This window comes from uncultured Pontibacter sp., assembly GCF_947502515.1.
Taxonomy (GTDB): Bacteria; Bacteroidota; Bacteroidia; order Cytophagales; family Hymenobacteraceae; genus Pontibacter.
Genome location: NZ_CANNAI010000003.1, coordinates 226,221 through 246,789 on the forward strand (window position 1 = coordinate 226,221; position 20,569 = coordinate 246,789).

At 50.7% G+C, this 20,569-nt stretch carries 21 protein-coding genes; 12 read left to right on the top strand and 9 right to left on the bottom strand.

All coding sequences use genetic code 11. The annotated features are described in order from the left end of the window. Positions 1 to 87 precede the first annotated feature (87 nt). The 6 genes from rny to Q1A54_RS10195 all read right to left on the bottom strand — a co-directional run bounded on the left by rny (position 88) and on the right by Q1A54_RS10195 (position 7,448). Entirely contained in the window at positions 88 to 1,653 is a 1,566-nt protein-coding gene (rny, locus tag Q1A54_RS10170; protein WP_299987311.1) for a ribonuclease Y, read from the bottom strand. Positions 1,654 to 1,772: 119 nt separating this feature from the next. Then, positions 1,773 to 2,057, bottom strand: a complete 285-nt coding sequence (locus Q1A54_RS10175; protein WP_007659821.1) for a cell division protein ZapA — start codon at positions 2,055 to 2,057, stop codon at positions 1,773 to 1,775. Between the two features lie 90 nt (positions 2,058 to 2,147). Continuing rightward, on the bottom strand, positions 2,148 to 2,444 hold the full coding sequence (locus Q1A54_RS10180; protein ID WP_299987314.1) for a hypothetical protein: 297 nt from the start codon (positions 2,442 to 2,444) through the stop codon (positions 2,148 to 2,150). Between the two features lie 2 nt (positions 2,445 to 2,446). Next, the gene (gene pheT / locus Q1A54_RS10185; protein WP_299987317.1) at positions 2,447 to 4,864 is read right to left on the bottom strand and encodes a phenylalanine--tRNA ligase subunit beta; all 2,418 of its coding nucleotides are present in this window, start codon (positions 4,862 to 4,864) and stop codon (positions 2,447 to 2,449) included. A 289-nt stretch (positions 4,865 to 5,153) separates the two neighbouring features. Next, complete coding sequence (locus tag Q1A54_RS10190) at positions 5,154 to 5,786, bottom strand: DUF1684 domain-containing protein (protein ID WP_299987321.1); 633 nt, start codon at positions 5,784 to 5,786, stop codon at positions 5,154 to 5,156. Between the two features lie 39 nt (positions 5,787 to 5,825). Then, on the bottom strand, positions 5,826 to 7,448 hold the full coding sequence (locus Q1A54_RS10195) for a glycerol-3-phosphate dehydrogenase/oxidase (RefSeq protein ID WP_299987324.1): 1,623 nt from the start codon (positions 7,446 to 7,448) through the stop codon (positions 5,826 to 5,828). Positions 7,449 to 7,689: 241 nt separating this feature from the next. On the opposite strand from Q1A54_RS10195, the gene Q1A54_RS10200 reads away from it, so the two are divergent. From Q1A54_RS10200 to Q1A54_RS10235, 8 genes are all read left to right on the top strand, one after another. After that, a complete protein-coding gene (locus tag Q1A54_RS10200; RefSeq protein WP_299987327.1) occupies positions 7,690 to 8,634 on the top strand; it encodes a polysaccharide deacetylase family protein in 945 nt (314 codons plus the stop codon). Positions 8,635 to 8,683: 49 nt separating this feature from the next. Next, positions 8,684 to 10,546 carry a pyruvate kinase gene (locus Q1A54_RS10205; RefSeq protein ID WP_299987331.1) on the top strand — a complete coding sequence of 621 codons (1,863 nt, stop codon included), beginning with the start codon at positions 8,684 to 8,686 and terminating at the stop codon, positions 10,544 to 10,546. A 39-nt stretch (positions 10,547 to 10,585) separates the two neighbouring features. Beyond that, the gene (locus Q1A54_RS10210) at positions 10,586 to 12,277 is read left to right on the top strand and encodes a right-handed parallel beta-helix repeat-containing protein (protein ID WP_299987334.1); all 1,692 of its coding nucleotides are present in this window, start codon (positions 10,586 to 10,588) and stop codon (positions 12,275 to 12,277) included. A gap of 140 nt (positions 12,278 to 12,417) precedes the next feature. Next, entirely contained in the window at positions 12,418 to 12,591 is a 174-nt protein-coding gene (locus tag Q1A54_RS10215) for a hypothetical protein (protein ID WP_299987337.1), read from the top strand. 91 nt (positions 12,592 to 12,682) lie between these two features. Next, entirely contained in the window at positions 12,683 to 13,129 is a 447-nt protein-coding gene (locus Q1A54_RS10220) for a hypothetical protein (protein WP_299987340.1), read from the top strand. 93 nt (positions 13,130 to 13,222) lie between these two features. After that, positions 13,223 to 13,771, top strand: coding sequence for a GNAT family N-acetyltransferase (locus tag Q1A54_RS10225; RefSeq protein WP_299987343.1), 549 nt, complete (start codon positions 13,223 to 13,225; stop codon positions 13,769 to 13,771). Between the two features lie 73 nt (positions 13,772 to 13,844). Continuing rightward, a complete protein-coding gene (locus Q1A54_RS10230) occupies positions 13,845 to 14,363 on the top strand; it encodes a hypothetical protein (protein WP_299987346.1) in 519 nt (172 codons plus the stop codon). Positions 14,364 to 14,368: 5 nt separating this feature from the next. After that, positions 14,369 to 14,569 carry a YwbE family protein gene (locus Q1A54_RS10235; protein ID WP_007653953.1) on the top strand — a complete coding sequence of 67 codons (201 nt, stop codon included), beginning with the start codon at positions 14,369 to 14,371 and terminating at the stop codon, positions 14,567 to 14,569. Between the two features lie 128 nt (positions 14,570 to 14,697). Here the strand turns inward: Q1A54_RS10235 and radC are convergent, their stop codons facing one another. Continuing rightward, positions 14,698 to 15,396 carry a DNA repair protein RadC gene (gene radC / locus Q1A54_RS10240; protein ID WP_299987350.1) on the bottom strand — a complete coding sequence of 233 codons (699 nt, stop codon included), beginning with the start codon at positions 15,394 to 15,396 and terminating at the stop codon, positions 14,698 to 14,700. A 186-nt stretch (positions 15,397 to 15,582) separates the two neighbouring features. On the opposite strand from radC, the gene Q1A54_RS10245 reads away from it, so the two are divergent. From Q1A54_RS10245 to uvsE, 4 genes are all read left to right on the top strand, one after another. Then, a complete protein-coding gene (locus Q1A54_RS10245) occupies positions 15,583 to 16,818 on the top strand; it encodes a metallophosphoesterase (RefSeq protein ID WP_299987352.1) in 1,236 nt (411 codons plus the stop codon). 367 nt (positions 16,819 to 17,185) lie between these two features. Continuing rightward, positions 17,186 to 17,881, top strand: a complete 696-nt coding sequence (locus Q1A54_RS10250; RefSeq protein WP_299987354.1) for a hypothetical protein — start codon at positions 17,186 to 17,188, stop codon at positions 17,879 to 17,881. Positions 17,882 to 18,086: 205 nt separating this feature from the next. After that, positions 18,087 to 18,734 carry a carboxypeptidase-like regulatory domain-containing protein gene (locus tag Q1A54_RS10255; RefSeq protein ID WP_299987356.1) on the top strand — a complete coding sequence of 216 codons (648 nt, stop codon included), beginning with the start codon at positions 18,087 to 18,089 and terminating at the stop codon, positions 18,732 to 18,734. Between the two features lie 80 nt (positions 18,735 to 18,814). Further along, positions 18,815 to 19,708, top strand: a complete 894-nt coding sequence (uvsE, locus tag Q1A54_RS10260; protein WP_299987358.1) for a UV DNA damage repair endonuclease UvsE — start codon at positions 18,815 to 18,817, stop codon at positions 19,706 to 19,708. A gap of 6 nt (positions 19,709 to 19,714) precedes the next feature. Here the strand turns inward: uvsE and Q1A54_RS10265 are convergent, their stop codons facing one another. Both Q1A54_RS10265 and Q1A54_RS10270 read right to left on the bottom strand, forming a co-directional pair. After that, entirely contained in the window at positions 19,715 to 20,212 is a 498-nt protein-coding gene (locus Q1A54_RS10265; RefSeq protein WP_007653943.1) for a DUF4112 domain-containing protein, read from the bottom strand. 67 nt (positions 20,213 to 20,279) lie between these two features. Further along, positions 20,280 to 20,510, bottom strand: coding sequence for a hypothetical protein (locus Q1A54_RS10270; RefSeq protein ID WP_299987362.1), 231 nt, complete (start codon positions 20,508 to 20,510; stop codon positions 20,280 to 20,282). Between the last annotated feature and the right edge of the window lie 59 nt (positions 20,511 to 20,569).

The following is a 20,569-nucleotide window of genomic DNA, read 5'->3' on the forward strand; positions in this document are numbered from 1 at the left end:
TAAGTGATGATTGGTTTTAGTTTAATGCAAAAGCCGCCTGCTACAGTTGTAACAGGCGGCTTTTTGTTTTATACCTAAGGCTATACCTTACTTGGCGTAGCTGATGGCTCTCATTTCGCGGATCACCGTAATCTTGATCTGGCCTGGGTACTGCATTTCCTTCTCAATCTTCTGGGAGATGTCGAAAGAAAGCTGTGCGGCTTTTTCATCGCTCACATTGTCGGCATCTACCATGATGCGGAGCTCACGGCCGGCCTGAATGGCGTAGCACTGGTTCACCCCGTCAAACGATACGGCAGCTGCCTCCAGATCTTTCAGACGCTTGATGTACGACTCCATGATCTCGCGGCGAGCACCTGGTCTTGAACCAGAGATAGCATCGCAAGCCTGAATCAATGGAGAGATCATCGCGGTCATCTCGATCTCGTCGTGGTGAGCGCCGATGGCGTTGCAGATATCCGGATGCTCCTTATATTTCTTGGCCAACTCCATACCGATGATCGCGTGTGGCAATTCCGGCTCGTCTGGCGTTACTTTACCGATGTCATGCAACAGACCGGCACGCTTAGCATGCTTCACGTTCAGACCAAGCTCTGCCGCCATCGTGGCGCACAGGTTGGCTACTTCGCGTGAGTGCTGCAACAGGTTCTGACCGTAAGACGAACGGAAGCGCATACGTCCCACCATCTTGATCAGTTCCGGGTGCAGACCGTGTATACCTAAGTCGATAGCAGTACGCTCACCGATCTCCACAATCTCTTCCTCAATGTTTTTGCGGGTCTTGGAAACCACCTCCTCGATACGGGCCGGGTGGATACGACCGTCAGCCACTAAGCGGTGTAGCGACAGACGCGCAATCTCACGGCGAACCGGGTCAAAACCAGAGATGATGATCGCCTCTGGCGTATCGTCTACGATAATCTCTACACCTGTGGCAGCTTCGAGGGCGCGGATGTTACGGCCTTCACGACCGATGATCTTGCCTTTGATGTCGTCGCTTTCGATGTTGAAAACAGAAACGCAGTTCTCGATGGCATGCTCCGCGGCGGTACGCTGGATGGTCTCCACCACGATCTTCTTGGCTTCTTTGGTGGCAGTGAGTTTAGCCTGGGCCACAATGTCCTTCACATATGAAGAGGCATGTGACGTGGCTTCGCTCTTGAGGGCTTCCACCATCTGCTCACGGGCTTCAGCAGCAGTCAGACCGGCTATTTTCTCAAGCTGGGCAACTACTTCGTTGTGCTGCTGCTCTACGTCTTCTTTGCGTTTTTTGAGCACTTCCAGTTGATGATCGAGGGCTTCTTTCTCTTTGTCGAGTTCGGCTTCGCGGCGCTTGGTCTGCTCCATTTGCTTGGCTACGTGCTGCTCGCGCTGCTTTACCTTGTTCTCGTTCTGGATGATGATGTTTTTCTTCTTGTTCGACTCTTCCTCGAACTCAGACTTCAGCTTCAGGAATTTCTCCTTCGCCTCCAACATACGGTCTTTCTTGATGCTCTCGGCGTTGATCTCAGCCTCGCGGATGATGGATTTTGCCTTTTGGCGGGCGGCTTCTTCCTGCTGCTTGTATACCTTCTGCAGCATGACACGCCCTATGTACACGCCCACTCCGAGCGCTACAATGGCAGTGATTAAAATGAATAAAATATCGGGCATAACTATAAGCTTTTATGGTTTATAAAAACTATAGCAGTACCTGCAGCAGGACAGTGAAGTGGTTTTGCGAACCACACTGTAGTTAAAGAGGCTGCTTGGGAAGCCGCCTCGGAATATGTTTACTTACTTGATGATAAGAGATCGTCCAGTACGCTCAGTTGCTCTCCCACTTTAGCCAGATGGTTGTTTTTGTCATCCTCCAGTTTCAGCTTGTCCACCATGGTCTCAAAAGCCACCATGGCCAGCAAATCCTGCTTATCCTGTATGCCAAACTGGTCTTTGAAAAAGCGCAGACGCTCGTTCAAAAGTTTACCTACAACCCGAAGCCTTTCTTCTTCTTCTTCCTTCACCCGCATCGGATACTCGCGTTCTGCGATGCGAATCTTAATTGCTAATTCACCCATCCGTTGCGTTCTTTTGGTATAGGGCTACCTCGTTTCTTTGCTTTCCTGCAATGGCCAGCCGTATATCCGGTTCCGGCTCACTGCCTCCCGCTAGTCACGCAAGTAGGCGATACACTTATCAATTTCCCTTATATATTCGTTTAACTTCAGCTTTAACTCTGTCGAATTTGCAGTGTTTCCTGCTATCGCATCTACAATCTTAACAATATTCTCTTGATTTTGAAAATTTTTTATTTGCTGTTCTCTCTCTTCTAACAGCGCCTCCAGCGATTTAATTTCTTCCTGAGCGGCGACAAGCTTGTGTAGCACGTCGTCGTGCTTGTTAAGAAGCTTGCGTACTTTGTCCTCAATGGACTGAAGCTGTTGCAGTTGTTTTTCTTTTGCCATAACTATTTGCGGATAATAGCTCCCAGCTGTTTTTCAAATTGCTGCATCAGGCGGTTCATTACGCCATCGATCACTTTGTCGGTCAAAGTTTGCTGGCGATCCAGCAACGTAAAGCTCAAGGCGTAGGCTTTCTTGCCTGCGGCAATTTTGTCGCCCTCGTACACATCAAACACGTTCACACCTTGCAAAAGCTTGCGTTCGGTGCGCAGGGCCACTTGCTTCAGCTGCTCAAAGGTCAGGTTCCTATCCACTACCAGTGACAGGTCGCGGCGCACTTCCGGGAACTTCGGCAGTTCCTCGGCTACGAGTTTGTCTTTGTATTTCTTTAGGAGATAGTCCCAGTTGAGTTCGGCGTACCATACCTGCTCTTTCACATCGACAACTTTGGTCACGGCCGCATCCAGCAAACCAACCTGCGCGATCACGGTGCCGTTCTTCACATAAGCTATACCCTGGCGCATGTAGCGGCTCTGCTCAATGGCCTGCACTTCGTAATCGGCGGCGTTGAGTTTCTGCAGCACATTCTGCACCACACTGGCCAGATCATGGAAAGCCACTTTCTGTGCAGGCTGCTTCCAGCTTTCGGCTGTGGTGTTGCCTACCATATAAAGCGCCAGTTTACGGCTCTCCTTGTAGCCATCTTCCAGCTGCTCGTATACCTTGCCGAGTTCGTATACCTTCAGGTCACGCTGACGGCGGTTGATGTTGTAGCGGAGCACTTCCAGACCCGAGAACACCATGCTTTTGCGCAGCACGTCGAGGTCCTCACTATTGTAATTGAGCACCTTCACCAGTCCGGCCGTCTCCCCGTCTCCGCCAGCGGCATAGTATTTGGAGTTGGTGATGGAGTTAGTGATGATCTCGTGGAAACCGTTTGCCGAGATGTAGTCCAATATCGTCTTGTTGACATCTTCCGGATAAGGTTTCGGGAAGCTAGCCATGTACATAGTGGCCATGTGCTCGCTCACCTCGATGTTGTTGAAGCCGTAAATGCGCAGGATCTCCTCCACCAAGTCAGCTTCGCGGGTCACATCGACTTTAAACGGAGGCACCGATACGTGCAGCTTCTCTTCCGTTTCGCCGGTGATTTCTATACCTAAATCGGTCAGGATAGCTTTCATGCGCTCGGCACCGATGTGCTGGCCGATAAGCGAATGGGCTCGTTCGATGTCCAGCGTCAGTTCTAAGTTTTGAACAGGCTGTGGGTATACATCCACAATTTCAGAGCTGATCTCACCGCCCGCTACTTCCTGCACCAGCAATGCGGCACGTTTCAGAGCAGTGATCACCATGTTTGGATCGGTACCACGCTCGAAGCGGAAAGACGCATCAGTTTTAAGGCCGTGCGCCATACCTGTGCGGCGGATGTAGTCAGGTGAGAAATAGGCACTCTCAATGAAAATGCTTGTCGTTTCGTCTGAAACACCAGACTCCTGTCCACCAAACACGCCGCCAATGGCCATTGGCTCTTCAGCATTGCAGATCATCAGGTCATTAGCCTTGAGCTTACGCTCTACACCATCCAGGGTCACGAACTTGCTGTCAGCCTCGGCGGTCTTCACCACAATCTTATCGCCTTTGATCTTGTCCGTATCGAAAGCATGCAGGGGCTGCCCCAGCTCGTGCAGCACGTAGTTGGTTACGTCCACGATGTTGTTGATCGGAGCCAGGTCGATGGCACGCAAGCGCTTCTGCAACCACTCAGGCGAAGGGCCTACTTTCACGCCGCTCACCGTTACACCAGCATAGCGCGGGCAAGCTTCTATGTTTTCAATCTCCACCTCAATCGGGCGGGACGTGTTGTTCACTGTGAAATCTTCTACCGAAGGCAAGGTATAAGGCACACGTAACAGGGCTTTCAGGTCGCGGGCCACACCCAAATGCGAAGCGGCATCGGCACGGTTTGGCGTCAGGCCGATCTCGAACACCTTGTCAGAGCCCAGCCCGAAGTACTCAGCGGCAGGTGTACCGTTTGGCAGGTCGGTGTCAAGCACCATGATGCCAGCATGCGAGGTCCCTACGCCAATTTCATCTTCGGCACAGATCATCCCCTCGGAAGCGGCACCGCGTATCTTCGACTTCTTGATTTTGAAAGCCTCTCCACCTGTTGGATAGAGTGTGCTGTTCACGGTCGCCACCACCACTTTCTGCCCGGCGGCCACGTTGGGCGCACCGCACACAATTTGGCTCGGCTCACCGGTACCGATGTCCACAGTGGTTACACTCAGACGGTCAGCGTCAGGATGGCGCTCACAGGTCAGTACTTCGCCTATCACGATGCCCTCCAGGCCTCCTTTTACCTGATCGAAGTTATGGATTGCCTCCACCTCCAGACCTGCGCCTGTCAGCAAGGCACCTGTTTCTTCAGCGGTTTTATCTATATGAATGAGTTGTTTCAGCCAGTCGAATGAAATCAGCATGGTTATTTCTGTTGTTCTGTAAGGTATAGCCCCGTTCGGTTGAAGCTAATTCCCAAAATTAAGGATTTTTCTTTGCTCTTCGACAAAAGACATCAGTACAAAAGCCTACATGTGAATAGAATTTTGGCCCAGGGACAGTTTCCGAAGCCATGTCACACGAGATGCACTTCGTAATTAGCCCAATTGCTCTACTCCTGCCGCTCCTCCCAACACTGTTTCGGATTTACAGGTCTTTGTCAGTTCATCGAAGTCAAGCCAGGTGACAAGCTTCATTTCTGGCTAAAAGCCACTACTCCACCACCGGATGTACTTTTTCGTAGTTTTTCTCACCAGCCTCTACCGCAACGCTCAGGCGGTTCTCTTTGGGTGGCACGGGGCAAACGTACTCAGGATTGTAAGCACAGAAAGGGCTGTAGGCGCGGTTAAAGTCGAGCGTAGCCGTTGTAGCCCCTTCCTTGAACGGCACATCCAGGTAGCGGCCGCCGCCATAGGTGTCGAAACCGTTTGTTTTGTCAGTGAAGGGCACAAATAACTTTTCCTCCTGCTCTTTTATTTTCTTATAGAGTGTAAGGCGCTGCGGCTCACCGTGCAGCTCGAAATTGGCAAAAGCGTAACGCAGGTAGGCTTCGGTGCTGCCGTTGGTCATAGGCATGTGAAGCGTGTCTTTGGGCTCAATATCCTCTAGCTTCACCTTCACGCGGTAATCCAGGTTGGGTTCGTAATACACCAGGTTGGTGAACATCCTGCGGTCGGCTTCCTCAAAAGGACTGTTAGTGCGGCTTCGGAACGACAGGTCCTTGTCTTCTCGCTCTTTCTGCAGCGGAATCAGGTAATTGTCGTCACTCATAAAGGACTCACGCACAAAATAAAAAAGTACCAGCGCGATGCCGGCTATGATAATGAGCTTAATAGGTCGTTGCATTGGGTCAGGTGATTTTGCTGCAATTTCGGAAAAATTTCGTCAAAGTGCCCGCACGGCAGGCTTTTCAGTGGCTTGCGGCAGGTAGTACTTCGCCAGCAACTCGAAGGCTGTCACCTGCTCCCGCTGCCATACCTCATCGTGACTGAGTTCCCGAGCCAGAACAGTAGCTACAACAGGCGCTATTTCCAAGGCGGCACGTGCATCCAGAAACAGTACTCTTAATCGCCTCGCCAGCATATCTTCCACGGTGCGGGCCATTTCGTGGCGCACCGCCCAGACTACTTCAGCCAAGGTATAGCTAAAGTCAGGGTGCAGCTTTTGCGCCAACTCAGGCTCAGACTGCGTCAGGGCTTGCAGATCAGGCGCATCGCTGCCGTAAGCAGACAGCCCGGATAGCGGTGAACTGCTCTGACCGCTTTGTTCAGGTATAGCACCATGGATAGGCAGCTTTTTGGTAAGACAAGTTTTATCAGGCAAACCCGCTACCTGAATAGCCGCATTCACGGTTTCTTCGGCCATCTGGCGATACGTGGTCCATTTACCCCCTGTGATAGTGATTAATCCTGAAGATGCCACCAGCAACTTATGACTGCGGGAAATCTCTTTGGTATTGCCTGTTTTGCTGTCGGGAGCAGCCAGCGGGCGCAGTCCGGCATGCACACTTAGCACATCTTGCCGCGTTGGGGCTTTCAGTAGATAAGTACCTGCAGTTTGTAGAATAAAGTTGATCTCGGCATCGAGTGCCACAGGTTCCAGGCTCAGTTCCTGCAGCGGTGTGTCGGTCGTGCCAACCAGCACCTGGCCTTGCCAGGGAATGGCAAAAAGCACGCGACCATCAGGCGTTTCAGGTATCATCAGGGCCGTGTCGCCTGGCAGAAAGGACTTATCGAGCACCACGTGCACGCCCTGACTGGGCATCAGCAGCGGTTTTTGGGCAGGCTGATCAAATTGCAAAATCTTATCCACGTACACGCCTGTGGCATTCACTACCGCTTTGGCCTTCAAGGTATAGAGCTGGCCACTTTCCAAGTCTTGTGCTTCTACCCCGGTCACATTTCCATCAGCACCTTTCATTAAGCCAGTCACACGAACATAATTCAGCACCGTGCCGCCCTGTTCGGCACAGGTTTGGGCGATGTTCAGGGCCAAGCGGGCGTCGTCAAACTGCCCGTCGTAGTACACAATGCCGCCTTTCAGATTTTCGGATTTTATGGTGGGCATCTGCTCCAACACTGTTTTGCGGCTCCACCAGGAGGTGCGACCCAGGCTATACCTGCCCGCCAGCAGATCGTAGAGCGTCAGGCCCGTGCCATAGAAAAAACGTTGCCACCAACTGTAACAGGGGATAACGAAGGGCTGCACCGACACCACATGCGGGGCGTTGCGCAGAAGGAGTCCCCGCTCCCGAAGTGCTTCGAACACCAACCGAATATTGCCCTGCGCCAGGTAACGCACCCCACCATGCACCAGCTTGGTGCTGCGACTCGAGGTGCCCTTGGCAAAGTCGGACTGCTCGAGTAAGAGCGTCTTATACCCACGCGAAGCAGCATCCAGAGCTGTTCCCAAACCTGTGGAGCCGCCGCCGATCACGAGCACATCCCACTCAGGCACCTCAGCAAGTTGCCGCAGCATGGCTTCACGGTTAAAGGGTGTAGCTGGCATTGATTTTTAGGTATAGTAGGTAGATTTTGGAGACATGATAGCTCCATCAAGATAAGTAATTTTCGCTTTATAAACCTTTCTCAATATTAGGTTTTGAAAGGCACTTCGCAATTCAACTGTATACTAAGCCTTCCTGCTTGCAGACATGCATCTCCATCGAACTTCACTATAAATTATCAGAGCGAATGACGTGGAATCAACACAGAAAATCGCTAACATTATACCGCTTACAAATCTTACCATGAACTACCCTTACTCCCGCCTTCGCTTACCAATCATCACCTTTTTATCCACTTTTCTGATCAGTCTGCCATCTTGTATGCAGGGGGGTAAAACTGCCGAGGCTCAGTCGCCAGTTGGAGCCGCTATACCTGTTGATTCCGATGCAGGGAATAATGCTATACCTGCTCCTGACACTCTGACTTTACAGGCAGCTATGCCCGAACAATCGGTCCAACCTGCTGCTGTTGTGACAAGCTCCATAGCCGATGCCGAAACCATCATTGCCCGCAAGCAGGTCCCGATTCTGTGCTACCACCAAGTGCGCGACTGGCGCGAGAAGGATTCCAAGCAAGCCAAAGATTATATCATACCGGAAGAACGCTTCAAAGAACACATCAAAATGCTGGCCGATAGCGGCTACCAGACCGTACTGCCTGACCAACTCATGGCTTACCTGACCACAGGCGCCCCGCTTCCCGAAAAGCCCGTGATGCTCACTTTTGATGACACCAGCCTGGGACAGTATACCGTGGCCGCACCTGAACTCGAGAAGTACGGTTTCAAGGGAGTTTTCTTCATCATGACCGTGTCGCTGGGCCGACCCAACTACATGAGCAAGGCGCAGGTAAAAGAGCTTTCGGACCGCGGGCACGTGATTGGCTCGCATACCTGGGACCACCAGAACGTGAAGAAATACCAAGGCCAGGACTGGGTAACGCAGGTGGAAAAACCGTCACGACAGCTCACCGAGATTACAGGTAAACCAACGGAGTACTTTGCCTACCCTTTTGGGCTTTGGAACCCTGAAGCTATACCTGAACTCAAACAACGGGGCATGGCCGGAGCTTTTCAACTCGCCGGTAAGCGTGATTCGCAGGACCCGCTGCACAGCATCCGCCGCATTATCGCCAGCGGGTATTGGAGTGCGCCATCTTTGCAAAGGGCCATGATCAACAGTTTTTAAAAAACCCTACCCGCCTCTCTTCAGTTTGATAGTATGCCATACCTCTACCATGATGCAGACAGACGAGAAACACCTTCAGGAGATGATCACGCAGCTCGACCAGCTGCACCACGACGCCCTTGAACTGGAAAAGAAATTTGCCAGCGCCATTAAAGGCGTGCATCCGTCTTTCCGTAAAAGTGCCCGCAACCTGCTGCACTACCTGTCGCTGCGGCAGCACGACATTCGGCATTTGCAGGAGAGCCTATCCCGCATGGGCCTGTCATCACTGGGTCGCGCTGAGGGGCATGTGCTGGCAAGCCTGCAGGCTGTGCGCGACATGCTCTGTCAGTTGCAAAGTTGCGAGGTTATCAAGAAGCCTGTTCCTGTTTCATTTGATGAAAGCAGCGAGTTACTTGAGAAGCACACCAACGATTTGCTTGGGCCCTCTCCTAAAAAGCACGGCACCCGCATCATGGTCACCTTCTCGACTGACCTGGCCCATGACCACGAATTGTTGAAGCGCATGCTGCTGGCCGGTATGGACTGCGCCCGCATCAACTGTGCCCACGACAACGAGCAAGTGTGGGAAGCCATGGTGCAATCCGTCAGAAAGGCCGAGAAAGAAACAGGACGAAACTGCAAAATACTGATGGACCTGATGGGGCCGAAACTGCGCACGGGTCCGCTCAAGCCTGGCCCTGCCCTGTTGCCTATCCGCCCCATCCAGAACGAGCTGGGCCAACTCGTATCGCCTGCCAAGGTATGGCTCGCACCGCCCGGCGAAGAAAGTGAAGTACCTGTAGATGCCAGCCTGCCACTCGACGAAGCCTGGGTTGCGCAGCTGCAACAGGGCGACAAACTCAGGTTCAGGGACACCCGTGGTCGCAAGCGCACCCTTACCGTCATGCAGCGCAAAGAAAAAGGTGTGATCGCGCACCTGTTCAAGACCTCCTACATGGGCACAGGCACCGAGCTCACCATCAAAAAAGAAAGTGCCCTGGAACGCTCCGCCAAAGTAGGCCAGTTGCCTGCCAGCGTAGTGCCCATCTACCTGCGTAAAGACGATCTGCTGGTACTCACCAAGGAGCAAACGCCCGGCGAACCCGCCCTCTACGATGCAGAAGGGCACGTCGTGAAGCCTGCACACATAGCATGCACCTTGCCGGAAGTGTTCAGCCGCGTGAAAGCAGGGCACCCGATTTTGTTTGATGACGGCAAAATTGCGGGTACGATCATGGAAGTGAATGAGGACAATCTGCTGGTGAAGATTACGGAAGCAAAAGAATCGGGTAGCCGCCTGCTGTACGACAAGGGCATCAATCTGCCAGAAACTAAGCTGAACCTGGAGAGCCTTACGCAGCAAGACCGCAAAAACCTGGCTTTTGTGGCAAAGCATGCTGATGCCGTGAGTTTGTCGTTCGTGAATCAGCCTGAGATGATTGAGGCACTGCACCAGGAGTTGAAAGAGCTGCAGGCTCCGCAACTGGGCATCATGCTCAAAATAGAAACCAAAGAGGGCTTCCGCAACCTGCCCCGATTGCTGCTCACCGTCATGAAAAACCATCCTGCCGGTGTGATGATAGCCCGTGGCGACCTGGCTGTGGAATGCGGCTGGGAGCGGCTGGCTGAGGTGCAGGAAGAGATTTTATGGCTCAGTGAGGCAGCGCACATACCCGTGGTATGGGCTACGCAGGTGTTGGAGTCGCTCTCTAAAAAGGGACGCCCGTCACGCGCCGAGATTACCGATGCGGCCATGTCGCAACGGGCTGACTGCGTGATGCTCAACAAAGGGCCTTATGTGCTGCGTGCCATCGAACTTTTGGACGATATTCTCAAGCGCATGCAGGAGCACCAGCATAAGAAAACATCCATGTTGCGTTTGTTGCACGTATCGGAGCTGGAGATGCCCTCCAACGATGCTACCAAATAAACCCTGACAGGTATAGCTACTAACCTGCCATACCTGCAATTGAAGAACTTATTAATGAAACAGGCCCTGGCGCTTATTTTTTATACCTGCCTATACCTTTGCACAGCCCCCTATACCTTGGCGCATACCTATTATCTAAGTTCCAAAGGCGACGATGCCAACCCGGGCACCTCGCGTGCTTCCGCCTGGCGCAGCATCGCCAAAGCCAACAGCCACAGATATAGCGCAGGCGACACGCTCTTGCTCGAGGCTGGCCATACCTTTGCAGGCGGGCTTTATTTTCATCCGGACAACTTTCAGGGCAAAGGCGCTCCGTTAGTCATCAGCTCATTTGGTGATGGTCGTGCTACCATCGATGCTGATACGAGTTATGCCTTCTACGCGCATAATGTGGCAGGTATAGAAATCCGCCAGCTCAACTTCAGAGGCAGCGGCCCCGACAGCAACAGCAACAGCGGCATCCTGTTTTACAACAATTTGCCCGGCGACATAAAACTGAAGCACATCGTAATCGACCAGGTAGAAGTGACAGGTTTTCGCAAATCAGGTATTACCATAGGATCATGGAGCGGCAACAGCGGCTTTGAGGAGGTGCGCATTACCCGCGCCGTGGTTCACCACATTGGTTCGGAGGGCATCAACACCTGGGGTGAGTTCGACCAAAACAAAAAAGGCTACGCACATCGCAACGTGTACATCGGCCACTGCCATGTGTACCAGGTATACGGCCTGCCCCTGACCGACAAGCACAGTGGCAGCGGCATTGTGCTCTCGGATGTGGACGGCGGCACGATAGAACACAGTGTGGTGAACAGCTCCGGTATGGGCAACACAAACTGCGGAGGCCCGGTTGGTATCTGGGCCTGGGATGCCAACAAGGTGACCATCCAATACAACGAAGCCTACAACATGAGCGCAGGCAGTGGCTGCGACGGCGGGGGGTTCGACCTGGACGGGGGCGTCACCAACTCTGTTATGCAGTATAACTACTCCCATGACAATGACGGGGCAGGCTTCCTGATCGCCCAGTTTGAGTGGGCACGGCCAATGCACAACAACATCATCAGGTATAACATCTCTGAAAACGACGGCCGCAAAAACGACTACAAGGGCATCACGCTTTGGGTAGCGGACCAGTACCACAAGGGCGGCAACCGCGACTTGTTGGTATACAACAACACCGTATTTGCCGACAAAGCAGTAGCGCCAACGGGAGGAGGCGTGTTTTTCAAAAGCGGTCAGCACCACAACGTGCACTTCTTCAACAACATTTTCTACACCCGCAGCGGCGCTCCACTGCTGCTTGCCGCCGACACGGCAGCACTCGACGTGCATTTTCATAACAACGCCTGGTACAGCGAAGACGGCAGCTATACCTTTGTATGGGGCGATGCCAGGTATACCTCTTTGCAGGACTTCCGTACCGCCACCGGTCAGGAAACTGATCAGAACCAGCCAACAGGTATAACTGCTGACCCAAAGCTTACAGCACCAGGCACAGTAGGCACCTTGGGATACCCGCTCAACCTGCAATCCCTGCAGGACAGGTATGGCTTGCAGAAAAAATCACCCCTTATCGGGCAAGGTATAGCTGTTGCCCTGCCAGCACCATTCATCCCTGCTGAGCAGGACATCCTTGGCCATCCCATTCATGATGCTGCAGCACCCGACATGGGTGCCATAGCCTATACCCGACCAAAGTGGTTAGAGTGGCTAAGAGAGCTTTTTTGAACTCTTGGGATGGAGAGTTGGGAACTAAAGGGGCATAAGGTTTGGAAAGGAATCTTAAAATGGAGGAATTATATAGGTAATTCTATGTATATTTCTGCAAGCAAGCTCTGTATATTGTTTATACCTATACCTGAAAAACAATGAAATCTTTTAACCTGGCAGGCATCGTTGCGGTGGTCCTGGCCATTGCGGGCCTGGTCATCAATGTCGGACATTTTTTCGAGAGCAGGTATATTGGCTGGGCCTTTATAGGAGCCGGTTTAGCCTTGGCTGTAATCAATACATGGCTGAGTATCCGAAAGCATAAACGGTAGGTACGGCAGCTAATTCGCATATCAGAAAATATACTTGCTACATTCCACTCAGCACCTCAAAACATCTCGAACATGAACCAAACTTGCCACCATGCATAGATCAAATGCCTTATATTCGGTCGTGCTGCTTCTGCTGCTGCTCACTTTCACCCATTGTACCACCAGTAGGCAACGTCTGCTCAAGCAGCAATACAAAGAGATTTATGTAGAAGAGTTTAAGTTGATTTATTTTCAGAAACTCCTCCAGGCTGGTTTCAATAACGCAGAAGAAGTGAACAGTCTGATAGCATTTGACAAGAGCGGTTTTACGGAACCAGTCCTTTCGTCCGAAGATTATCAGTTAATTGAGCGTATGGTACAGGCGGACCAGCAACAGATGCGAGCTGACTCTGTAGCGAGGATAGGCCGTGTGGCGGAGGGAGCAGAAGGCAAGCAAGTGTTTAGTTACATGCTTCAAAAACTGGAAGGCAAGTGGCTGGACAGTCCGGCGAAAGAGCGCTACAAGCTTTCTTATTTCCGGCATATGGCTACACCATGAAACATGCTTTTCACGCACTGACAATTACATAAACGAGCGCATATTTAGCATTTTATTACTCCTCAGCCGAAATTTGACCATATTTCAATATAAATGTCATTTAGCACACAACCCACATTAGAAAACGACAAAGCCATCCTTTACCCTTTGCAGGAAAGTGATTTCGAAGCTTTGTATGCAGTGGCGTCTGATCCTAAAATCTGGGAGCAGCATCCCAACAATGACCGCTGGAAGAAAGATGTTTTCCGGATTTTTTTTGACGGCGCCATGAAGAGTAGGGGCGCCTTTAAGATCGTAGATAAAGCAACCGGCAGTATCGCTGGCAGCACTCGCATGTACGATTACAATGCACAAAACAATAGCATACTGATCGGCTATACCTTCTATGCCACCGCCTATTGGGGCAAAGGGATCAACCATGCCGTAAAAGCACTCCTATTGGACTACTTGTTCCAACATGTGATAGAGGTATACTTTCATATTGGCGCAAACAACATTCGTTCTCAGATAGCTATAGGCCGCCTGGGTGCCGAAAAGGTTTCGGAACAACAGGTGGCGTATTTCGGAGAGTTGCCCAAACTAAACTACGTATATAAGATCGCGAAGGAAGATTGGCTCGCCAGAAAACAGTTCGCATCCTGAGCAAAATCTGTTATCTGAAGCTTGTTAAACTCAGGCCTTATGCTGAACACCACATTTAGTTAAACACTTTGTTATGAAAAAACTTATCTTCTCTTTACTATTTGCCGCTTGCAGTCTGCAGGCCTTTGCGCAGCAAGAACTCATCCATCCCAAGGAGCAGCAAAAGCAAGGAATCGTGCAGCAACCACAACCATACATTGAGGTTGATGGCAAGCAGGTAGCGCAAGCAAGTCTGGTGCTTATTGCAGCCAGGCACATTGAAAGCGCCGAAGTACTGAAGGATGAAAAGGCTACAGAAAAGTTCGGCGACAAAGCCAAAGATGGAGCTGTTCTTCTGAAAACTGACCCTACAGCGAAGTGGGTTACCATACAGGATATCTACACCCACTACCGTATACCTGCTACTCAGCAAAACCTGCGTGTGATCATCAATAACCAGTTAGTCAAAGACACCAGTCTGATACTTGCCAACCTGGAACAGATCGAAAAAGTAGAAGTGAAAAAGCAGGACATCATAGCCCCTGTACGCTGGAGCCTGAACGACGAAGAAGAATTTCTACACATCACCTCAAAACCGCAGACCAAGAAATAAATAGCATGGACGGCACCAAACGCAGCAACATCAAGATAGGCTCCCACGTGAACATCGTGCTTAAGGAAGACCAACGCACCGGCGACTTAACCGAGGGTTACGTGGAGGCCATCCTCACCAAGTCTCCCAACCACCCGCATGGCATCAAGGTCAGGCTCGAGACAGGGGAAGTCGGACGCGTCAAAGAAATTTTAGAAGAAGATTAATCAACTCTGTCATTTCGAACGCTAGTGAGAAATCTGTAGTAATGACGCTTTATACCCAGATTTCTCACTAGCGTTCGAAATGAAAGAGTTGTCCGTTCTTAATTTTCAAACTTCTTAAACCTTCTAACTCATAACATTCCCTCATCGGCGAAGCTGTAGTAGTCGTTGTCGGTAAAGATGATGTGATCCAGGATCGGCAGATCGAGGAACTGGCCGGCTTCTTTCATCTTTTTGGTCAGGGCGATGTCGGCGCCGCTTGGCTTGATATTGCCGCTCGGGTGGTTGTGCACCAGTATGATAGAACTTGCCAACTGTTCGATGGCTTTCTTGAAGATCATTTTCGGGTCGGCCACTGTACCCGCTACTCCCCCGCTGCTGATGCTCTCTTTTTTCATGACCACGTTGGCGCGGTTTAGCAAAATCACCCAGAACTCTTCGTGTGGCAGGTCAAGCAGTTGGGGTTTGATGTAGTTGTAGATGTCGGTGGAGCAGGTGATGCGGGTTTTGGCAGCAGAAGCGGTTTCTTTGCGCCGACGGCCCAGTTCCAGCGCACTCACAATCGAAATGGCCTTCGCTTCGCCTATACCTTTTATTTTGGTCAGGTCTTTTACTGTCAGTTTGGCCAGTTCGTTCAGGTCGTTGCCCACAGCCGCCAGTATGAGCTTGGCTACGTCCACAGCAGTCAGTTTTGGGGTACCAGATCCGATCAGGATGGCAATCAGCTCAGCGTCGCTCAGGGCGGACTTGCCTTTGAGCAGGAGCTTCTCGCGCGGACGGTCTTCTTCGGCCCAGGTTTTGATGTTGAGGGTGGCGGTATCGTATGCCAAAAGTGCAGACGTAGCTTCTTCTTTCACTGCGGTACAGATTTTGTTAGAGAAATGATTGCTAAGTGAATCTGTTTCACCTGAAAATAGTTCAGAGTAGGTGGGCGGTTTGCTTACTTTTTTATCATATTATCCAATTTTAAACAAAAGCTGCCACGGTCTGTTCCTAAGCAGCTATTACCATACAACATGCAACGATTCTTTTCAATAGGAATAGTCATTTTCATCCTATTCCTGGTGGACTTTTATGTCTTTCAGGCCATCAAAACAGTCAGTCAGAACCTCTCGGCCAGTACGCAGCGCATTATCTATATTTTGCACTGGGTTGTGTTTGCCATTACGGCTGGCACATTTGCACTGGCTTCATTTACTCGCGGCACGCCGCCAGATGCCTTTAAAACATACCTGGCCAGCACACTTTTCATCATCTTTGCTTCTAAGCTGGTAATTGTGCTTTTCCTGTTCGTGGATGATGCGCTTCGCCTGGGCAAGATGGTGTTCAACAACGTAAACAGCGGAGAAACGACCTTTGACCCTTCGCGAAGCAAGTTCCTAAACCAGATGGGCCTGCTCGTGGCTGCGGTGCCTTTTTCAGCTTTCATTTACGGCATGGTGAAAGGCGCTTATGATTACCGTGTAAAGCGCATTACACTCCGCTTCCCTAACCTGCCGGCGGCTTTTGAAGGCTTCAAGATGCTGCAGATCTCAGATATGCACACAGGCAGCTTTACCTCTACGGAACCGTTGAAAGAGGCTGTGCGCCTTATCAACAAACAAGAGGCGGACCTGGTATTCTTCACGGGCGACCTGGTGAACAATGTGGCCACAGAGCTGATGCCGCATGTAGACACGCTGAAGGAAATCCGGGCGAAACAGGGCGTTTTCTCAGTTCTCGGCAACCACGATTACGGGGACTACGTGAGTTGGGAGAGCCGTGAGGCGAAGACGCAGAACCTGCAAACATTGGTAGACACTCAGCGCCGCATGGGCTGGGACGTGCTGCTGAACGAGAACCGCCGCATCGAAAAAGACGGAGAGCACATCTCGATCCTGGGTGTGGAGAACTGGGGCAACCGGGCGGGCTTTCCGAAATATGGAGACCTGAGTAAGGCCTACACTGGTGCAGAGAGCAGTCCGTTCAAAGTACTGCTTTCGCACGACCCTTCGCATTGGGATGGTGAGATCAATCAGAAGTATGATGACATAGACCTGACTCTTTCGGGTCATACCCATGGCATGCAGTTCGGGGTGAACATACCTGGTTTGAAATGGAGCCCGGTGCAGTATGTGTACGAGCAGTGGGCCGGTCTGTACAAGCGTGGCAGACAGCACCTCTATGTAAATACCGGACTTGGTTTTATCGGCTACCCGGGTCGTGTGGGCTTCCTGCCCGAGATTACAGTTTTTGAACTGAGAAGGGCCTAAGAAATAATTAACTACAATAATCACATAGAAAGAGCCGGCTTAACTGTCGGCTCTTTTTTTATATCAGCAGGTATAGCTCCACGTAAGCCATACCCAAATATATGTTTTATCATATTTCCACCTTTCCCTTCAATTGAATTACCGATCATGGCTTTCCATAGATAACATCTTTTTTAAACAGGCTTCAACCGCACCAAAAAACATCTCCAAACAAATTTTAACAACAGCCATAAGCAGCTATTACAAAGCGCCATATAAACCTATCGAACCATCCGCCGTAAAACACTAGAGCAAGCCATATTTGTTTTATACTATTTCAAAGCAAATACAACAGGCTTTTATAAGTTTAATTTTAGAGTATAAGAAGATGAAAAAGATATTTTATTCGATAGCTGTAGTGAGTGCCATGATGTTTGCGTCTTGTAGTGAAGACAGGGGCAGGACTTATGAAACAGCAGACGCAAACCAGGACGAAAACGTAAACCAAAGCCATATCAGAGGCAATGAAACAGCCATGGGCACCACAACAGATATGTCAAACTCTGATGCCATGTGGCGCAGCAACTCTGAGCGTATAGCCGGCCAGATGGCTACGGATATGCGTCTCGACACGGCGACCCAGAATCAAGTACAGCAAGTACTGTATGAACGTGAGCGTCGCCTGAGTGAGCTGGAGTACAACTACAATGAAACCAACCGTATGGGTGGCCAGGTAGCGGAAGATGTAGACAACACAGCTACTACTAACAAGGACCGTTATGACATGGATGGAGGCACGATGACCGACACCCGAACCAATATGAACACGAACGCACAAAACAATGCGGCTGGTACAACTGGTGCAACAGATTTGGACACGGAGCGTGAGCGCATCATGCAGGATACAGACCGTGAGTTACAATCCATCCTAACCCAGGAGCAATATAACCAATATCAGGAAAAACGCGCCAACTATTGGGGTATGAGCAATGACGGCACTAACCAGCTCGATAACTCAGGCAGCAATAACAACTTGCCTAGAAGCAACTCAAATGCTGGCAATGGCACAGATAATAACCAATAGGTTATCTGGCCGTATAAATAGTATTGAAAGCCCATAGCGCCCGTAGCTATGGGCTTTCGCTTTTAGTGCACGCTTTCCGTTAAATTTTGTAATTTAGCACCATGCCGCAGCGCAGTTATATATTTTGGCGGCGGCATACTTTTTAGCCTTTTCCGGCGTATTGACATTAACCCCTTGCCACCGCTAAAGTGGCCGCAGCTGAAACATGCCCTTATACCTGCTACGACTACTGCTTCTTTCTGCCCTGTTGCTTGTGAGTGCACTCCCGGCACTGGCGCAGCGCAATATACGCGTGAGCGGTACCGTACTCGAACCCGACAAAACCACCCCTATACCTGGCGCAGGAGTTATCCGCTATGGCACGAACTATGGCGTTATTTCTGACGCAGAAGGCAAGTTCCTCATTGATATCAACCAGAGCGATACGCTGCTGATCCGTGCCGTTGGCTTTAAGCCTCTGCTATACCTGCCCCGTAACCTGCCCGTTTCAGAGCTCCGCGTCAACATTGTGTTGCAGCCTGACAGTGTGATGCTCGGTGAAGTGGAGATCACCAGCCGGCCATCCGAGGAAATGATACAGCGGGCGCTGCGCAACATGAAAACGGAAGAGCCAGAGTATGTAAAGCGCAAAGGCTATCGTCCTGAACTAGAGCCTGGTCCTCCACCTCCTCCTGTTGCTCCTACCCCACTCAGCCCTATTTCGCTGTTGTATGATATGTTTTCTAAAGAAGGAAAGCAAAATCAGAAACTGCAGCAATTGCTGCTGATCCAGGAACTGAAGCGCCGCAGAGAGGAAAAAGAGAACTACAACCGCTTCTTTAAGGACAACACCGGCTACGAAATAGACCGGTAAAGTATCTCTTCCTGAAATTAGATTTCACCAAAACCATTTGCTTGTGCGTAGGTTAAGGTATAGCCATACCTCTATACCTTATGAAAATCGGATATCCTTGCATTAACGAGACCCTGGACTGTTCCTCTTCCCGCACATTTCGGTTAGCCTCTTACTCTGAAGAACGTTTAATTCAGACAGTGGAGCAAAACCTGAGCTGTCTGCGCCGCATACTGGAATTCAATGTAGAGCATGGACTGTACTTTTTCAGGCTCACATCCGATCTGGTGCCTTTTGCATCGCACCCTGTCAACACTTACAACTGGCAGGAGCACTTTAAACTGACCCTGCGCCGGCTCGGTGATTACATTAAGCGCCACAACCTGCGTATATCCATGCACCCTGATCAATTTGTGGTGCTTAACTCCCCTACCCCTCAAACAGTGCACAACAGTATAGCCGAACTGGTATACCAGGGTAGCATCCTCGACCTGATGGGACTGGACACTACCGCTAAGTTGCAGATACACGGTGGCGGTGCTTATGGTGACAAGGAATCTGCGCTCAATCGCTTTGCAGAGGTATATCACACCATGCTGCCTGAGACGGTTAAGGCACGCCTCTGCGTAGAGAACGACGACCGCACCTACAGCCTCACCGACTGCCTGGTGCTGCACGAACTAACAGGTATGCCTATCATTTTCGATAACCTGCACCACGAGTGTGTGAACAATGGTGAACCGATGCGGGAGGCAGTGATGCTGGCTGCCCAGACCTGGCAACCCGAACGTGACGGTGTACTGATGGTAGACTATAGTGCCCAATCGCCTGGAGAGCGCAAAGGCAAACATGTACAAAGCATCGGCGAGCAGGCTTTCCACGATTTCCTGGTGGAAACTGAGGGCATCGACATGGATATCATGCTGGAGATAAAAGACAAGGAAGCCAGCGCACACAAGGCAGTAGCTGTGGCAAAGGCGCTTGGCAGAATATAAGTCTGTTTAGAACCAGCCCTGCACCAGCTGGTACACAAAAGCCAGCAGCTCCCAGATGGCCCATATTAGCAGAATGAAGATCACGACAATGCCGATGACAACCCCCAGAATGATGTTTTTGCCACTGCCCTGGTACTTGCCCTCTTCGTAATGCGCCCGGAGCATGCGCACATTACGTTCATTTGCTTTGAAGGCAAAGTCAAAGATATTTCCAAGGATAGGTATACTGCCAAACAGGGCATCCAATGCCACGTTGAGGAGCATCAGGGTGACCATCTTACCACTGGCGCCATAGCGGGCCATGGTGAGGATCAGCATAGCCGACACACTAAACGAAGCCAGGTCGCCCACCACAGGAAAAAGCCCCAGAATGGGGTCCAGCCCAAATCGCCAGTTAGTGCCAGGCAAGCGGAACTGGTTGTCCATCAGGTGGGTGATCCGGTCAACCCATTTCAGGTTTTCGGTGCGGGGTGTGCGTGTATAGTGCGTGTTTGCCGTTTCCATAGCTGCCTATACGCAAGCTGTATATAAATGTATCAGCAACACCTTCTGATAGCTTCTTTTGAAAGATCTACCAGTCAGCATTTCTGCGTGTCGCTACTTTGTTATTCTTGGGCTTGTAAGACGATTTTGCCTTCCACTTTTTGTGCACTCTGTCCGGCTTGCCTTTGATGTAACGCATGCTGCCCCTATCGTCCATCAGAATAGCATTAGAGCTTCTATTTAAAGATGAACAGGAGTAATTAATTGTAGTCCCCGTCAGCATAACTAATAGAACCAGGTATGGAAGTACTCTTTTCATAAGCTTTCCTAATTTTATAACTAATATAATTTATTCATTTTACATGAATAAATTATATT

Coding starts and splice junctions, on each gene's coding strand:
- rny (WP_299987311.1), bottom strand. CDS start 1,653: ATGCCCGATATTTTATTCATTTTAATCACTGCCATTGTAGCGCTCGGA.
- Q1A54_RS10175 (WP_007659821.1), bottom strand. CDS start 2,057: ATGGGTGAATTAGCAATTAAGATTCGCATCGCAGAACGCGAGTATCCG.
- Q1A54_RS10180 (WP_299987314.1), bottom strand. CDS start 2,444: ATGGCAAAAGAAAAACAACTGCAACAGCTTCAGTCCATTGAGGACAAA.
- pheT (WP_299987317.1), bottom strand. CDS start 4,864: ATGCTGATTTCATTCGACTGGCTGAAACAACTCATTCATATAGATAAA.
- Q1A54_RS10190 (WP_299987321.1), bottom strand. CDS start 5,786: ATGCAACGACCTATTAAGCTCATTATCATAGCCGGCATCGCGCTGGTA.
- Q1A54_RS10195 (WP_299987324.1), bottom strand. CDS start 7,448: ATGCCAGCTACACCCTTTAACCGTGAAGCCATGCTGCGGCAACTTGCT.
- Q1A54_RS10200 (WP_299987327.1), top strand. CDS start 7,690: ATGAACTACCCTTACTCCCGCCTTCGCTTACCAATCATCACCTTTTTA.
- Q1A54_RS10205 (WP_299987331.1), top strand. CDS start 8,684: ATGATGCAGACAGACGAGAAACACCTTCAGGAGATGATCACGCAGCTC.
- Q1A54_RS10215 (WP_299987337.1), top strand. CDS start 12,418: ATGAAATCTTTTAACCTGGCAGGCATCGTTGCGGTGGTCCTGGCCATT.
- Q1A54_RS10220 (WP_299987340.1), top strand. CDS start 12,683: ATGCATAGATCAAATGCCTTATATTCGGTCGTGCTGCTTCTGCTGCTG.
- Q1A54_RS10225 (WP_299987343.1), top strand. CDS start 13,223: ATGTCATTTAGCACACAACCCACATTAGAAAACGACAAAGCCATCCTT.
- Q1A54_RS10230 (WP_299987346.1), top strand. CDS start 13,845: ATGAAAAAACTTATCTTCTCTTTACTATTTGCCGCTTGCAGTCTGCAG.
- Q1A54_RS10235 (WP_007653953.1), top strand. CDS start 14,369: ATGGACGGCACCAAACGCAGCAACATCAAGATAGGCTCCCACGTGAAC.
- Q1A54_RS10245 (WP_299987352.1), top strand. CDS start 15,583: ATGCAACGATTCTTTTCAATAGGAATAGTCATTTTCATCCTATTCCTG.
- Q1A54_RS10250 (WP_299987354.1), top strand. CDS start 17,186: ATGAAAAAGATATTTTATTCGATAGCTGTAGTGAGTGCCATGATGTTT.
- Q1A54_RS10255 (WP_299987356.1), top strand. CDS start 18,087: ATGCCCTTATACCTGCTACGACTACTGCTTCTTTCTGCCCTGTTGCTT.
- uvsE (WP_299987358.1), top strand. CDS start 18,815: ATGAAAATCGGATATCCTTGCATTAACGAGACCCTGGACTGTTCCTCT.
- Q1A54_RS10265 (WP_007653943.1), bottom strand. CDS start 20,212: ATGGAAACGGCAAACACGCACTATACACGCACACCCCGCACCGAAAAC.
- Q1A54_RS10270 (WP_299987362.1), bottom strand. CDS start 20,510: ATGAAAAGAGTACTTCCATACCTGGTTCTATTAGTTATGCTGACGGGG.